Below are 15,139 nucleotides of genomic sequence, written 5' to 3' on the forward strand. Positions count from 1 at the left end.
TGCCTTTGTCTAACTCCGGCGTCGCCACCGGATCGTGTTTCAATCTCAAGCACTTAAGTGCTACTCGCCCGAACAATAAAGCGGCGCGCAACTCGAATCGCTGCACGCCCTATCAGGTGAGTGCGCCCGCTCTACCGCCTCAGGCGTTCAAGTTCAAGCCTTTAGGGCGTAAACACTCACCTCACGCCTCAGCATCACCCTCTCCCAAAAGGCCTGTCGGAAGACCATCCATCGAGGTACGGTTCTTCTTATGCCAGTAGGCGCGGATATCGGCGTCGCTCTTTTGAGCCGTCCAATTGCGCAAACCCGGGCGCTCCTGTTTATACTCAAACAATGGCACACCATACCCGCAGGACGTTTGCACAAGGTCGATATCCTGCACAAATATCTGTCGGGCATTGCGCGGGACATCACCGCCGATATGCGCCTCGAACAGTGCGGAAAATTCCGGGGTTTCACGACCAACCACACGACCGCGCCCATACAGGCGCAAGATCATCGGCGGGCCGTCAAAGGCGCAAAACATCAACGTCATACGCCCATCCGCCAGCATATGCGCCGCGGTTTCGTTTCCCGATCCTGTCAGATCAAGAAACATAGCCTCATTTGGCCCCGTCAGACGTAAATACTCGGTCGGGCGCGGCGAGACGTTCACGCGCGTATCTTCGGCGGCAGAGGCGCAGAAAAAGACATGCTGGCGCTCGATAAAGGAGCGCAATTTTTCGGTAATGGAAGCGAACTGTTCGGCCATAAGGAGCCCTCTAAAGTGGCCCCGATCCTATTCAGAAAAGCGCGTGAGCTTATCCGACGAGATCCAAAAGGCCTTGCAATCCCAGTTTGATGATGAGGTCAACGAGGAAGAAGAAAACGGCGGTGATTGCCGCCATGATAAAAACCATAATGGTCGTTAGCATTACTTCGCGGCGCGTTGGCCAGACGATCTTCGAAACCTCCGAGCGAACTTGCTGGATGAACTGAAGCGGGTTTGTCTTCGTGGCCATTGTCTATTCCTGAACCTTCATGTGGTTTGGGGCATGTACGCCAGTGCGGCGGGGATTTCAAGCCCAACGCGCTCTGATGTCCTTCAAGCGGCGTAAAACTCCGATCACCGCGCTATTGCGGTAACGGGTTTGGGCGGCGATGTCGCTATCCGAGGACCGTTGCGTGACAAGCTGCTTAGCCGAGCGCACCGCCGATAGATCGGGATGAGCGTGGCGAAACCAGTTGTAAGCGCCATCGACATGCATCGGCCCTCCCGCAAGATCACCTGCCTCACGGGCCAGCATCGCATCAAGATAGGGAATGACCCGCGCGACAGCCGCCCTGCGCCACATGATTGCATGAGCGCAAGTGAGGTCGGTCTGGGGCGTCAAATTGCGCCACCCGCGCCCACGTGGACGCCCCTCACCCGCAAGACGGAATCCGAGGTAACTCATATCCCAATCGGGGGTATCTAGATGTGCAGCAAGCGCGGTAGGGTTCTGGCTCAGGCGGCGCGTAAATAGAGCATCGTCCTCCAGAATCAGTATCTGTTTGTGGCCCGCGCCATGCGCCGCCTTGAGCGCGGTCAGATGGCTGATGAAGCAACCACGTGCGCCAAGTGAGGGAAAGCTGCCCTTACTCTGAGGACGGTAAGCGGCATGACGGATAACATTGGGTGACGAGAGTGACAGTCCCACCCGCGCCAATTCCGCCTCAATGGCACGCAAACGGTCAGGGCGACTGTCGAGATTGATCACGTAAATCGCATCCAGATCGGCAAAGGGATGGGGGGCCACATGGTTCTCCGCACAAACGTTTCTCGCCATACTGGTAGCGACACAGTTTGGTCTGCGCAAATGAATCACGATAGTCTTGGCGGAAAATGGCAGGGGCACCAGGGCTCGAACCCGGGACCTACGGTTTTGGAGACCGTCGCTCTACCAACTGAGCTATACCCCTACACGGTGCGCGAGTGGATACGAGAGGCAGGGTAGGTTTGCAAGCGCGAATCTGCGCCAGCGGCGAATTTTCGGCCCTAGCCGTGTCCTGAGGCTAACGTCGGCGGTCTGGATGGGACAGCCAACGCAGCCAAAACACGACGCCTGCCTGCACCACAACGACCCCCACAAGCGACACACACAGCCAAAGAAACGCAGTTCGACTCTCAAGACCCGGCATGCCGCCAACATTGACCCCGAACAGCCCCGTCAGAAACCCGAGCGGCAGGAAAATCGCGGAAATCACCGACAATACGAACATGTTGCGGTTCAAACGGTCGGAGAGTTGCCCCGATAGCTCTTCCCGCAACACAATTGCCTGATCGCGCAACTCGTCGAGATCTTCGACCACGCGAGTCATTTTCTGCGCTTCCTCTTCGATCTCACGGCGGGTCTCGCCATCAATAATATCGCACTGGCTGTCCGCGATGGCATGAATCACATCCCGTTGAGGCGCAATAAAACGCCGCGCTGCGATAACTTTAAGCCGCAAATTCACAACCTCTGAGCGCAGACCGTCATCGCTATCACGCACGATCCTGTCCTCTAAGGCCTCAGTCTGAGTATCAAGGTCAGATTGGAAGTCGGCAATTTTGCCAGTGATATCCTCAATCAGGCGCGTCAGGAACTGTCCTGCCCTTTCGGGGCCGTGGCCTGCCGCAAGAGCCGCATCCATGCGCTCTACGGCGCGGACACGGCGCAGGGATACGGTGACAATCCTGTGCGCGTCGATCCAGATACGCAGCGACACCATATCCTCGGGATCTTCGCCCTCGTTGAAATTAATCAAGCGCAGAATGATCATCAACCCGCCGCCGAGCGCCGTCATGCGAGGGCGCGATGCGGGATCAAGGAGCGCCTCAATGGCCTGGGGGTCAAGGTAGTCGAGGTGGCTTGTGATCCAACTCTCGGAATCGGCATGCGTGCCGTCGATATGAACCCACCCGAGCGTTTCAGCCTTCAGCACATGGCGCATTGCCTCATCATCAAGCGTCTTGCCTCGCGCTTCGCCACTTAGCACATGGGCGAATTGGATGTGGCTGTCGAGCATGATGGATATCCTTCGGTGTCGCCGTTTCTATGATGATAGGGCGCGCCGCGCGAAGTGCAATCATTGGAGGATGACCACGCAAAAAGGCCGCCCTGAGGGACGGCCTTTTCGATTTCAGTGTGCTGTAAGCTTACGCGAGGATTTTGGACACAACGCCGGAACCGACGGTGCGGCCACCTTCGCGGATAGCGAAGCGCAGACCTTCTTCCATAGCGATCGGAGCGATCAGCTCGGCGGTGAACTTCAAGTTGTCGCCAGGCATAACCATTTCGGTACCAGCAGGAAGCTCAACAGTCCCTGTCACGTCAGTTGTACGGAAGTAGAACTGTGGACGGTAGTTCGCGAAGAACGGCGTGTGACGGCCACCCTCGTCTTTGGTCAGGATGTAGACCTCAGCTTCGAACTTGGTGTGTGGGTTCACGGAACCTGGGGCACAAAGAACCTGACCACGCTCAACGGCATCACGGTCAACACCGCGCAGAAGCGCGCCGATGTTGTCGCCAGCTTCACCGCGGTCAAGCAACTTGCGGAACATTTCAACACCCGTACAGGTCGTTTTCGTGGTATCTTTGATACCGACGATTTCGATTTCGTCACCCACGTTGATCACACCGCGCTCAACACGGCCAGTTACAACAGTCCCGCGACCGGAGATCGAGAACACGTCCTCGATTGGCATCAGGAACGGCTGGTCAATCGCACGCTCGGGCTCAGGGATGTAGCTGTCGACAGCTTCCATCAGTTCTTTGATTTTGTTCTCGCCGATTTCAGGATCGCGGCCTTCCATAGCAGCAAGCGCGGAGCCTGCGATGATTGGAATGTCGTCGCCTGGGAAGTCGTATTCGGTGAGGAGTTCACGGACTTCCATTTCAACGAGCTCAAGAAGCTCTTCGTCGTCAACCTGATCAACTTTGTTGAGGAACACAACAAGCGCAGGAACACCAACCTGACGGGCAAGCAGGATGTGCTCACGGGTCTGAGGCATTGGGCCGTCAGCTGCGTTCACAACAAGGATACCGCCGTCCATTTGGGCAGCACCAGTGATCATGTTTTTCACGTAGTCAGCGTGACCTGGGCAGTCAACGTGCGCGTAGTGGCGGTTCGGAGTTTCGTACTCAACGTGCGCCGTAGAAATTGTGATGCCACGTGCTTTTTCTTCGGGTGCACCGTCGATCTGATCGTAGGCTTTAAAATCACCGAAGTATTTCGTGATCGCTGCGGTCAGCGTCGTTTTACCGTGGTCAACGTGACCGATCGTGCCAATGTTCACGTGCGGTTTGGAACGCTCAAACTTTTCCTTAGCCATATCGAGGCGCCTCTTGTTTTGAAGGGGCCGTACGGGCCCGAATTAACATCGCGGGCTAGTTATTGGCAATCGAGAGAAAAATCAAGCACCAGTTATAAATTGGCGCATTCTATTCACGAGCACGGGCAGACACGCCTCAAGCTATTGCTCTTCGGAGGCCGCTTTTTCCGCTGCTGCAGCCTTTTCGGCCGCAGCCAGAGCCTCCGAATCTGCATTGAGCTCGAGCAGTTCCAAAGCCGCAGCAGCATCTTCCTCTTGGGTGGTTTCCGGCCCTTTTGAGGCAACACCGAACCATTCACCGTTTTCTTCAAGCCAGCGCTCGATCCGACGCGCCGCGTTGCGACTGAGAATCTCGATTTGCTCTTCTTTCTTTCGGGTAAGGCCAGAACCAACCAAAGTCTTGGCGGACGTGCCCTCGAAAATTGTCAGAACTCGCGGCTCCTCGTTGAGCTTTGCACCAGCTGCGTCATCCCATGCCGTGACCGTCAGGATATAGGCCGACTTCGGCTTGAACAGCACCGGGATTCCCGGCATCGCCAGAGCGTAGGCTTCGACTTTGATTCCAAGGTGATAAAGTTTGTCGCCATCATAGCGCCCCAGACGTTCTTGCAAGGCAGCGGTTAGGGACGCCTGAATTTCCTCGGGCTCCGCCGTGCGCGAAAACGCTCCCTGTTGCATGCCTTCCGCGACCACAATGTTGTGACCAAACGAAAAGTCACCAAGGTTCAGCATGGGCGTTTCTTCCGTCACAACCTTCGCTTCGCCACAGGCGACGAGCGTGAGGGTGGCGAAAATGGCGAAAAGCGTGCGGAATGTCAGCATGTGAGCCTCTGTTTATGAAAACGTGTTATCGCGCGGGAAGCCGTGCGGCGGCTGTTTGCCGACCCCTGCCCGTTTGCCGAGCCAAGGCCCGATGTCTTTTTCCGTGCGGGTGTTGCCGCCGCCCATCGTCCAACTCAGGCCCTCTTCTAGCACGAAGGTTGTCAGATCGGACAGGCCGCCATCAATTTCCAACACACCCTGAGCGCCACGTGCTTGGACATATTTTTGCAAGCGGACCCCTTTACCGCGCCCCATTTCAGGGACTTCGGACAGTGGGAAGACGAGGAAGCGGCGGTTTTGAGAAATGACCGCCACGTGATCGCCCTTGATCCGATGCGCGACCTTGGCGACTTCGCCATCTTTGACGTTGAGCACCTGTTTGCCGCTGCGGGTTTGGGCGATCATGTCCTTTTGCGCGATGACAAAACCATTGCCCACATTGGATGCAATCAGGATTTTAGCCTCGGGCTCGTATTTCAGGATATCGACGATCTCGACTTCATTGGGCAGATCAACCATCAAACGCAATGGTTCCCCCATACCGCGCCCTCCAGGAAGGTTCGCGGCGGAGAGCGTAAAGACGCGCCCGTTTGTGCCCACGATCAACAACCTGTCGGTGGTCTCGGCGTGGAAGATAAAGCGCGGCCCATCGCCGTCCTTGAATTTCAACTCGCGGTTCAGATCAATGTGGCCCGACATGGCCCTGATCCACCCCATTTGCGAGCAAACTACGGTGATCGGTTCGCGCTCGATCATGGCTTCCAATGGCACCTCTTCGACCTCGGTTGCCTCGGAGAATTGCGTCAGGCGCATTCCGCGTGGGTAATCTTTGCCAAAGGTCTTTTTGATCTCGCGCAGCTCATCCGAAATCCGCGCCCATTGCACGCCTTCGTTGAGAAGAAGGTCTTCGAGGATCGCCCGCTCCGCCATCAGGGCATCCCGCTCTTTGATCAGTTCGATCTCTTCGAGGCGACGCAAACTGCGCAGGCGCATGTTGAGAATCGCTTCGGCCTGAACCTCGGTCAATTCGCCCTGCCCCTCGGCGGCAGGCAGTGGGGAGACGTAGTCCTTTTCCGTCATGGCGCGCGCAACGTCGCGGCCCCATTCCTCGGCCATTAGCGCGGCTTTGGGGTCATCGTCATAGCGGATAATGTCGATCACACGATCAAGGTTGAGGAAGGCGATGATAAAGCCCTCAAGCACCTCAAGACGATGGTCGATCTTGTCCATACGGTGTTGGCTACGGCGTGAAAGCACCTCACGGCGGTGATCAAGCCATGCACGCAATACCTCTTTGAGCGAACAGACCTTGGGCGTCCGTCCGTCGATCAACACGTTCATGTTCATCGAGAATCGCGTTTCCAGATCGGAATTGCGGAACAAGGTATTCATCAAAACATCTGGATCGACGTTCTTGGATTTCGGCTCCAAAATGATGCGGATGTCTTCGGTGCTTTCGTCGCGCACGTCGGCAAGGATCGGAACCTTTTTGGTCTGGATCAACTCGGCGAGCTTTTCGATCAGCTTGGATTTGGCAACCTGATAGGGAATCTCTGTGACCACGATCTGCCATAGACCACGACCAAGATCCTCGACCTCCCATTTTGCCCGAAGGCGGAACGATCCGCGCCCAGTAGCATAGCTTTTCGCCATGCTTTCTTGTGGCTCGACGATGATACCACCGGTGGGAAAATCCGGCCCTTTGACGTAATTCAATAGCGTCTCGTCACGCACATCGGGTGTCTTGATCATATGCAGTGAGGCATCGACCAATTCCACAATGTTATGTGGTGGGATATTTGTGGCCATGCCAACCGCGATCCCGCTCGATCCGTTGGCAAGCAGATTCGGGAATGCGGCGGGCAGCACAACAGGCTCGGTGAGTGTTCCGTCGTAGTTGTCGCGAAAATCGACCGCATTCTCGTTGAGGCCCTCAAGCAGCGCCTCTGCGGCAGCGGTCATACGGGCTTCGGTGTAGCGCGATGCCGCAGGGTTATCGCCGTCCACGTTACCGAAGTTCCCCTGACCATGAACGAGTGGATAGCGGACGTTGAAATCCTGCGCCAAACGCGCCATCGCGTCATAGATCGCCGCATCGCCGTGCGGGTGGTAGTTGCCCATCACGTCGCCGGAAATCTTGGCTGATTTGCGAAAGCCCCCCGTGGATGACAGGCGCAATTCACGCATAGCATATAGAATGCGACGGTGGACGGGTTTCAGGCCGTCACGCGCATCCGGAAGCGCGCGGTGCATAATCGTGGACAGCGCATACGTTAAGTAGCGCTCACCAATTGCGCGGCGTAACGGTTCGAATACTTCGCTGCCCTCAGGCGCGGTGTCTGACAAATCACTGCTCATGCTTATGTGAATACAGCCCCATGTCCGCGCCGACAAGCGGCGCTGTAGCAACACTGACCAAGACAACTGGTTTTCGGCCTGTTGCTCTAGAAGTTTTCTCGGCTTAAACGGAGCGAATCGTATATGCTGTCTTTTGTGTAATTGGTGACTGGGGGGTTACTATGCTACGTTTGACTTTCTGGACCGTGATCGGTCTTTTTTCTGCACTCTATCTATTTGGCGGCGAGTTATCGCCCGAAGAACAGGCCGAACTCGACGCGCGGCGCGCGGCGCGTGAGCCTGTATTGGCCATGCTTCAAAACGCGTTTAATGATAGCAGCAAGCGTAAGGGTGCCTACGTCCCTGTGCTTGCGGACCTCAATGACGCGCCATCGACCAATGTACCAGACATCCAAGTGGCCTCGAACGCGCCCTTGCAACCCAGAACGCAAACACCTGCGCTTATGCAAGTGAGCTATTCGCAAGAGGCAAACACGGACCTGATCCAAACGCCAACCCACGCGACAACATCCGCCACAGATCCCGCGAAACTCGCCGCCTTGGTTGCCGCGGACCAAACAGACGATCAAAATGACAATGACATGATTTTGCGTGTTGTGACCGCCAAACGGGTCAACGTGCGCTCCGGCCCGTCCACCTCTAACGAGGTGCTCGGCCAAGTTGTTCAGGCCGACATTGTGCGGTTGCTATCCTCGCCCTACGCCGAGTGGGTGAAAATTTCGGTCGAGGGCGCGGGCGTGGAAGGCTACATGGCAGCACGTTTCCTTGATGAGCTAAGTGACTAAACACCCGCGACGGGTTTTCACAACGCACCGCATTGAGTAAGCCTTTCCCAAACACGGGAAGGGCTTTTTCATGCGCAGTATTTTGATCACGGGTTGCTCGACGGGCATCGGCCATCACGCCGCTCACGCATTGCACGATGACGGGTGGCGTGTCTTGGCAACCTGTCGCAGCGAAGCAGATTGCGCCCGTTTGCGCGACGAGGGGCTTGAGAGCTTTCGCCTTGATTACGAGGACTCGGCCTCAATCGCTACGGGGTTTGATGAGGCCATGACACGCACGGGTGGCGTGCTTGATGCCTTGTTCAACAACGGGGCCTATGCCATTCCCGCCGCTGTCGAAGACTTGCCCGTAGAGGCGCTGCGCCAGAATTTCGAGGCGAATCTGTTTGGTTGGCATGACCTCACCCGCCGCGTCATTCCCGTGATGCGGACGCAAGGTTACGGGCGGATTGTGCAATGCTCGTCAGTTTTGGGCCTGATGGCGATGCCGTGGCGTGGTTCCTACAATGCGACCAAGTTTGCGCTTGAGGGGCTGACCGACACGCTAAGGTTGGAAATGCGCGGCACAGGGATTGATGTCGTCACGATCGAACCCGGGCCGATTGCCACCGCCTTTCGCCTCAACGCGCGCAAACAATTCGACAAATGGATCGACTGGGAACGCTCGGCCCGCGCGGACGATTACCGCGCAACCCTCGTGCCGCGCCTGTATAAAGCTGCAGAGAAGAGCACCCCTGATCCGTTCGAGCTTGGCAGCGAAGCGGTCACAGCGAAACTCAAACGCGCGCTGAATGCCCGCCGCCCCAAGGCGCATTACTATGTCACCACACCGACCTATGTGGCCGCCCTCGCGCGACGTTTTTTACCTCAACGGATGATCGACGCGATGATGGCAAAGGCGTGACTGACCTTCGGCCCGCGTCGTTTCGCGTATTTTGACAACGCCAAAAATGCGCTATGTCCGTGACAGAACGCGCCCAAAGACGCGCCCGAATACTTTCGCCACACCCAATTGGCTTCACAAAGGATATGCCCATGAGCCCTATGATTTACGTTATCGGCATCGGTTGCCTCATCGTCGCGCTGATCTTGGCACGCGGCATTTCACTTATGGGGCGTGGTGGCGTTGAAGGGGCCAAGAAAAGCAACCAGATGATGAAATGGCGAATCGTCGCCCAGTTGATCGTTGTCATCATGGTCGTGGTCTTTGTCGCCCTTGGCGGCAAACCGTAAAGGAGTGATTGACGATGGTTGTACTCAACAAGATTTACACCCGCACGGGCGATAAGGGCGACACCGCATTGGGCGATGGTAGTCGTGTGGCCAAACATTCCGCCCGCGTTACCGCCTATGGCACCGTCGATGAATTGAATGCGACGCTCGGTCTGGCGCGGCTTCATGCTGCTGGCGATCTCGACACCGCATTGTCGCGCATCCAGAACGATCTGTTCGATCTTGGCGCTGACCTGTGTCGTCCGAATATGGCCGATGACGCCGAGGCCGAATACCCGCCCCTTCGGATTATCGCCGCACAAACCGAACGTCTGGAGGCCGAGATTGACGCGATGAACGCCGATCTCGAACCGCTACGCTCGTTCATCTTGCCGGGCGGGTCGCCCTTGGCCGCGCATCTGCACCTATGCCGCACAGTCTCGCGCCGTGCCGAACGTCTGGCTGTGGAGCTATCCACGATTGAAGAGGTCAACTCAGATGCCGTGACCTATCTCAACCGCCTGTCAGATTGGTTCTTTGTCGCCGCCCGCGTCGCTAACAACGGCGGCAAGGATGACGTGCTCTGGGTGCCCGGTGCGAACCGGTAAGAACAGTGTTCTCGATGTGAGCGCTATCGGCTGCCACTTTTTCGCCGAACGTCACGTCTTTGGACCGAAGCGCGACGTTTTGGGGGTGTTTTCTGCATCCGCGAAAGGGTAATAAAGTTGCTGAAATGATGAACTCTACGACACTCGTGGAGAACCTAAGGGAGTTTACGCAGATGAAGGTGATTGTACCTGTCAAGCGCGTGATCGACTACAACGTGAAGGTCAAAGTTAAGGCCGATGGCACGGGTGTCGATCTCGCCAACGTCAAAATGTCCATGAACCCGTTCGACGAAATTGCCGTCGAAGAGGCGATCCGCCTGAAAGAAGCGGGTGTCGTTGAGGAAGTGGTCATCGTCTCCATCGGTGAGAAAAAAGCCACGGACACGATCCGCAATGCTCTCGCTATGGGCGCAGACCGCGGCATTCTCGTGACGGACGACAACGGTGTGGACATCGAGCCGCTTGCGGTTGCCAAAATCCTTGCCAAAATTGTCGAAGAAGAAGCTCCCAAAATGGTAATCTTGGGCAAGCAAGCTATCGACAACGATATGAACGCAACGGGTCAGATGCTTGCCGCTCTGCTCGGTTGGGGTCAGGCGACCTTTGCCTCCGAAGTTAAGGTCGAAGGCGACAAGGCGGTTGTGACCCGCGAAGTAGACGGTGGCCTTCAAACCATCTCCGTGAACCTTCCGGCAATTGTGACCACGGACCTGCGCCTCAACGAACCGCGCTATGCGTCCCTGCCCAACATCATGAAAGCGAAGAAAAAGCCGCTCGACGAGAAATCTGCTACCGATTACGGCGTCGATACCACGCCGCGCCTCACCGTGGTCTCCACGGAAGAGCCCGCAACCCGTCAGGCCGGCGTTATCGTCGGCTCGGTTGACGAACTTGTCGCGAAACTCAAAGAGGGGGGCCTTATCTGATGTCCGTACTTCTTCTTGCTGAAACCGCAGGTGGCGAACTCGCTGTCGATGCAACCGCAAAAGCCGTCTCCGCAGCCACCAAACTTGGTGACGTGACCGTTCTGGTGTGTGGCCCACAAGCCGCAGCGGATGCCGCCGCCAAAATCAACGGCGTGTCCAAAGTGCTCTGCGCCGATGACGCCGCTTATGCCAACGGGTTGGCGGAAAACGTCGCAGACTTGATCATCTCCTTGGCTGATGGCACCACCCACATCGTGGCCCCCGCAACCACCGCAGGCAAAAACGTCCTGCCCCGCGTTGCGGCCTTGCTCGACGTGATGGTGATCTCCGATGTGACCGAAGTGGTCGATGCTGACACGTTCAAGCGCCCTGTCTATGCAGGCAACGCCATCCAGACCGTGAAATCGGGCGATGCGACCAAGGTCGTCTCTTTCCGCACCTCGACTTTTGACGCCGCAGGCGATGGCGGCTCCGCTGCCGTTGAGGCGGCATCGGGTGCAGGCGACAAAGGTCTCTCGACCTTCGTCGAGGACAAAGTGGCCGTTAGCGATCGCCCCGAACTGACCTCCGCAAAGGTTGTTGTGTCCGGTGGTCGTGGCGTTGGCTCCGAGGAAGACTTCGCGATCATTTCCGCCTTGGCCGATAAACTTGGTGCTGCGGTTGGCGCCTCCCGTGCTGCTGTGGATAGCGGCTTTGCTCCGAACGATTGGCAAGTGGGCCAGACTGGCAAGGTCGTCGCTCCCGAGCTTTACATCGCTGTCGGCATTTCGGGTGCGATCCAACACCTCGCAGGGATGAAAGACTCCAAAGTCATCGTCGCGATCAACAAAGACGAAGAAGCGCCAATTTTTCAAGTGGCCGACTTCGGCCTTGTCGCCGACCTCTTCGATGCGGTTCCGGAACTGACAGAAAAGCTCTAAGCCACAGGCAAAGAGCGATAGAATTCAGATAGGCCCGCCACATTGGCGGGCCTTTTTCTATGCCGCAGGCGCTTTGCCCTTTAAATCAGCTTTGTCACAACAGACAGCAGCTCGCGGGCCGCACGCGCGTGGACAACCGGTCCGAGCATTTCCTTGGCGGCGGGCGCATCCAGATCGGAAAATTCCATCAGGTCATATCCCTTTTGAATCTCTTCACGCGTCCCCACGATTTCAACAACACCCGAGACCAAAGGTCGAATTTCCTCGATCATATCGCGGTCAACAAACAACGGGTCACCTTTGATCACATTGGTCGCGTGAGCATCGTCCGGTGAATGGCCTGACAGCCAGACTAGGACCACATGACCAGGAATGCGTTGAACCATCGTGCGCATCCGTGCCACCCATGCGTCCTTGAGCTCCTGACGGACCATTGCGAACTTTTCCTCCGAGGCCTTTTCAAGCGCACTCAGTAGATGTCGTGTGAAATTGAAATCCGTGAAATCAATGTCGGGATAGAGTGTTTTGAGCAGCGTCGAAGCCCTTAAGAACCGATCATTCCGCCGCGGATGCACGGCATAGAAACGGTTCGACATATTCTGTGCCCCCGTGAGTTGAAGCACCGTCACCTTTGCATTTTCACAGATGTCCATGACAGTATCGTCATTGAGGAACACATCCGTACCCGCGTTGACGCACCCGAGATTTACGGTCGCAATCTTCGCACCCGCACTAACGAGCTCACTAAAAGGCACCTCGACATATTTACCGTAGGTCTCCGTTCCGCCGAGGAAGGCAATATAGTCGTCACGCAGATCTTTTTTCGGGCCTCGAAACAGCAATTTCGATTTGCCATATCGGCACGGATCGTAATCGAGAGACCCCTCTGAAGGATATTGATAAGCCATGTAACCACCCACTGGTTTGATTTCACCCAACGCCGAGATTCGCAAAGACAGGTTGCGATATTGCTAAAGTCACAATTCGCGGCAAATTTTCACGGTCGGGGCACAGCGGACGCCCTTGCACCCAGTCGATGGCAAAGCGTAAGGTTCGGCACATCAAATAAGGAGTTCAGAGCATGAGCATTTCCACAGTAGGAATCGTCGGCGCGGGTCAAATGGGCAACGGCATCGCCCATGTCTTTGCGCTCGCGGGCTACGATGTCGTGCTCAATGACATTTCCGCCGAAGCGCTCGAAAAGGCCATAGCGGCGGTCTCCAAAAACCTTGATCGCCAAGTAAGCAGAGACAAGATCACGGCCACGCAAAAAGACGCCGCGATGGCGCGGATCAAAACCACGCAAACGCTTGAAGACCTTGGCACAACCGATCTGGTGATTGAGGCGGCAACCGAACGTGAAGACGTCAAAAACGCAATTTTTGCACAGCTTTTGCCGCACCTCCAAGAGCACACGATTCTGACGTCCAACACGTCGTCCATCTCGATTACACGCCTCGCATCCCGCACGGATCGCCCCGAAAAATTCATGGGTTTCCACTTTATGAATCCCGTCCCCATAATGCAGCTTGTCGAGCTTATTCGCGGGATTGCCACAGATGAGGCCACCTACAAAACCCTGCTAGAAGTCGTCGAGCGCCTAGGAAAAACCGCGGCAAGCGCCGAAGATTTTCCGGCCTTCATCGTTAACCGCATCTTGATGCCGATGATCAATGAGGCGGTCTACACACTCTATGAGGGCGTGGGCTCTGTTAAATCCATTGACGAGTCGATGAAACTTGGCGCGAACCACCCAATGGGGCCGCTTGAGCTTGCCGACTTCATCGGTCTCGACACATGTCTGGCAATTATGAATGTGCTGCACGACGGTTTGGCCGATACCAAATACCGCCCCTGCCCGCTGTTGACCAAATATGTCGAGGCAGGGTGGCTTGGCCGCAAAACGCAGCGGGGATTCTATGATTATCGCGGTGAGGTTCCTGTGCCGACACGCTAGGGTGCCACAGGCGCCTGAGATCCTCTAATCCGTGCGGCCGCCGAGGGCGAGGGTATGACCGCGCAGCCAACTCATAAATCCACGCGGATTTGACTTCCATTCACCCAGTTCCTCGGCCGGAATCGGATCACCGATGATGGGTGATTGCGGCTTGTTCATAGAGCGGGCAATCTCATGCAGCAAAAGTCCCTGACGGAACGTGGCCGAGATTTTATCCGCGACCTGATAGAGCCGCGTGTTACGGCCAGGGAAATAGATCGGCAGAACCGTCGCCCCCGATTTCAAAATCATTTTCGCCGTAAACGGATTCCATTCCTTTTCGATCACAGGGCCGAACAGGGTTGCCGATGCGGAAACTGCACCTGCAGGGAACAGAACGATCACACCACCCGCTTTCAACTGTGCCATCGCTTCATTACGCATAGAGATGGACTTGCGGTGGCTGTCCTCTTCGTGCGGGAATGGCACGGGCAACATGAAGGGATCAATTTCGGGAATACCCGTCAACAGCGACCGCGTCAGGATTTTATAATCGGTGCGCACACGACCAATCAGTTCAGCCATGACCAACCCGTCGGTCAACCCGTGCGGATGGTTGGCGACAACGACAAGCGGGCCCGTCGCGGGAATTTTCGCGGTATGTTCTTCTGGCGTCGTGACGGTGATATTCATCACGCTCAACGCTTGGGTAAAGAAAGCATGGCCTTGCGGCGCGCCGAGTTTCTCGAACCGCCGAATACGGCGGATCAACGGCAACTTGCCCGTCACCCATTCGATGGTGCGGATAATGGCAACTTTTGAAGGGTCTGAAAAGGTGTTGGCATATGACAGACGGCGCGCATCATAAGGGACGAAGTCGGGGTTCCCCGCCTTTATCACATCTTCGACGGCGTTCTGCTCGGTCATAGTATCCTCTAATCCGTGTGGCGACGGTTACATGCCTTCGCCAAAACGGTCCTGTATCAATGCGTCGAGAGCCTCGGAAAGTTCGCTTGCTTGCGGGCCACTCGTCGTCACCTCAATAGTGGTTCCTTTTGAGGCTGCCAACATCAAAAGCCCCATGATGCTGTCGCCTTCTGTACACATCCCGTCCTTGCAGACTTCAGCAGTGGCATCGAACTGTTCGACCAGTTCGACAAATTTAGCAGAAGCCCGCGCATGCAGGCCCTTTACATTGATAATCTCATGAGTGCGCGAAACTGACGACATTTATAA

The 15,139-nt window shown here is 56.3% G+C and carries 17 protein-coding genes and 1 tRNA gene; 7 read left to right on the plus strand and 11 right to left on the minus strand.

From position 1 onward, the window contains the following. Positions 1-181: 181 nt before the first annotated feature. The 8 genes from ACN0TS_RS04835 to ACN0TS_RS04870 all read right to left on the minus strand — a co-directional run bounded on the left by ACN0TS_RS04835 (position 182) and on the right by ACN0TS_RS04870 (position 7,516). On the minus strand, positions 182-751 hold the full coding sequence (locus ACN0TS_RS04835; protein ID WP_417258204.1) for a pyridoxamine 5'-phosphate oxidase family protein: 570 nt from the start codon (positions 749-751) through the stop codon (positions 182-184). A gap of 49 nt (positions 752-800) precedes the next feature. Further along, positions 801-1,001, minus strand: coding sequence for a preprotein translocase subunit SecE (gene secE / locus ACN0TS_RS04840; protein WP_417258205.1), 201 nt, complete (start codon positions 999-1,001; stop codon positions 801-803). 57 nt (positions 1,002-1,058) lie between these two features. Next, positions 1,059-1,778 (minus strand): glycosyltransferase family 25 protein, encoded by a 720-nt coding sequence (locus tag ACN0TS_RS04845; RefSeq protein ID WP_417258206.1) that lies wholly within the window; start codon positions 1,776-1,778, stop codon positions 1,059-1,061. A gap of 87 nt (positions 1,779-1,865) precedes the next feature. Next, positions 1,866-1,941, minus strand: a tRNA-Trp gene (locus ACN0TS_RS04850). 93 nt (positions 1,942-2,034) lie between these two features. Continuing rightward, the gene (locus ACN0TS_RS04855) at positions 2,035-3,030 is read right to left on the minus strand and encodes a zinc transporter ZntB (protein WP_417258207.1); all 996 of its coding nucleotides are present in this window, start codon (positions 3,028-3,030) and stop codon (positions 2,035-2,037) included. 130 nt (positions 3,031-3,160) lie between these two features. Continuing rightward, positions 3,161-4,336 carry an elongation factor Tu gene (tuf, locus tag ACN0TS_RS04860; protein WP_417258208.1) on the minus strand — a complete coding sequence of 392 codons (1,176 nt, stop codon included), beginning with the start codon at positions 4,334-4,336 and terminating at the stop codon, positions 3,161-3,163. 141 nt (positions 4,337-4,477) lie between these two features. Continuing rightward, positions 4,478-5,158 carry a hypothetical protein gene (locus tag ACN0TS_RS04865; protein ID WP_417258209.1) on the minus strand — a complete coding sequence of 227 codons (681 nt, stop codon included), beginning with the start codon at positions 5,156-5,158 and terminating at the stop codon, positions 4,478-4,480. Between the two features lie 12 nt (positions 5,159-5,170). Continuing rightward, positions 5,171-7,516: a DNA topoisomerase IV subunit A gene (locus ACN0TS_RS04870; RefSeq protein WP_417258210.1), complete on the minus strand. Its 2,346-nt coding sequence runs from the start codon at positions 7,514-7,516 to the stop codon at positions 5,171-5,173. Positions 7,517-7,677: 161 nt separating this feature from the next. Here ACN0TS_RS04870 and ACN0TS_RS04875 point away from each other — a divergent pair, with 161 nt between their 5' ends. The 6 genes from ACN0TS_RS04875 to ACN0TS_RS04900 all read left to right on the plus strand — a co-directional run bounded on the left by ACN0TS_RS04875 (position 7,678) and on the right by ACN0TS_RS04900 (position 11,967). Continuing rightward, positions 7,678-8,301, plus strand: coding sequence for an SH3 domain-containing protein (locus ACN0TS_RS04875; RefSeq protein ID WP_417258211.1), 624 nt, complete (start codon positions 7,678-7,680; stop codon positions 8,299-8,301). A gap of 70 nt (positions 8,302-8,371) precedes the next feature. Further along, positions 8,372-9,205 (plus strand): SDR family NAD(P)-dependent oxidoreductase, encoded by an 834-nt coding sequence (locus ACN0TS_RS04880; protein WP_417258212.1) that lies wholly within the window; start codon positions 8,372-8,374, stop codon positions 9,203-9,205. 131 nt (positions 9,206-9,336) lie between these two features. After that, positions 9,337-9,534 carry an HIG1 domain-containing protein gene (locus ACN0TS_RS04885; protein ID WP_417258213.1) on the plus strand — a complete coding sequence of 66 codons (198 nt, stop codon included), beginning with the start codon at positions 9,337-9,339 and terminating at the stop codon, positions 9,532-9,534. A gap of 14 nt (positions 9,535-9,548) precedes the next feature. Beyond that, entirely contained in the window at positions 9,549-10,121 is a 573-nt protein-coding gene (locus tag ACN0TS_RS04890) for a cob(I)yrinic acid a,c-diamide adenosyltransferase (RefSeq protein WP_417258214.1), read from the plus strand. Positions 10,122-10,294: 173 nt separating this feature from the next. Further along, the gene (locus ACN0TS_RS04895) at positions 10,295-11,047 is read left to right on the plus strand and encodes an electron transfer flavoprotein subunit beta/FixA family protein (RefSeq protein ID WP_417258215.1); all 753 of its coding nucleotides are present in this window, start codon (positions 10,295-10,297) and stop codon (positions 11,045-11,047) included. After that, entirely contained in the window at positions 11,047-11,967 is a 921-nt protein-coding gene (locus ACN0TS_RS04900; protein ID WP_417258216.1) for an electron transfer flavoprotein subunit alpha/FixB family protein, read from the plus strand. Before ACN0TS_RS04895 ends, ACN0TS_RS04900 begins: the two co-directional genes overlap by 1 nt. Positions 11,968-12,047: 80 nt before the next feature. On the opposite strand, the gene ACN0TS_RS04905 is transcribed toward ACN0TS_RS04900, so the two are convergent. Further along, positions 12,048-12,875, minus strand: coding sequence for a DUF6473 family protein (locus ACN0TS_RS04905; protein ID WP_417258217.1), 828 nt, complete (start codon positions 12,873-12,875; stop codon positions 12,048-12,050). 173 nt (positions 12,876-13,048) lie between these two features. Between ACN0TS_RS04905 and ACN0TS_RS04910 the strand changes: the two genes are divergently transcribed. Beyond that, positions 13,049-13,924 (plus strand): 3-hydroxybutyryl-CoA dehydrogenase, encoded by an 876-nt coding sequence (locus ACN0TS_RS04910; RefSeq protein WP_417258218.1) that lies wholly within the window; start codon positions 13,049-13,051, stop codon positions 13,922-13,924. Between the two features lie 24 nt (positions 13,925-13,948). On the opposite strand, the gene ACN0TS_RS04915 is transcribed toward ACN0TS_RS04910, so the two are convergent. Next, positions 13,949-14,830, minus strand: a complete 882-nt coding sequence (locus tag ACN0TS_RS04915) for a lysophospholipid acyltransferase family protein (RefSeq protein WP_417258219.1) — start codon at positions 14,828-14,830, stop codon at positions 13,949-13,951. Between the two features lie 27 nt (positions 14,831-14,857). Continuing rightward, positions 14,858-15,133 carry an HPr family phosphocarrier protein gene (locus ACN0TS_RS04920; protein ID WP_417258220.1) on the minus strand — a complete coding sequence of 92 codons (276 nt, stop codon included), beginning with the start codon at positions 15,131-15,133 and terminating at the stop codon, positions 14,858-14,860. Between the last annotated feature and the right edge of the window lie 6 nt (positions 15,134-15,139).

Source organism: Celeribacter sp. (genome assembly GCF_048266405.1).
Classification (GTDB): domain Bacteria; phylum Pseudomonadota; class Alphaproteobacteria; order Rhodobacterales; family Rhodobacteraceae; genus Celeribacter.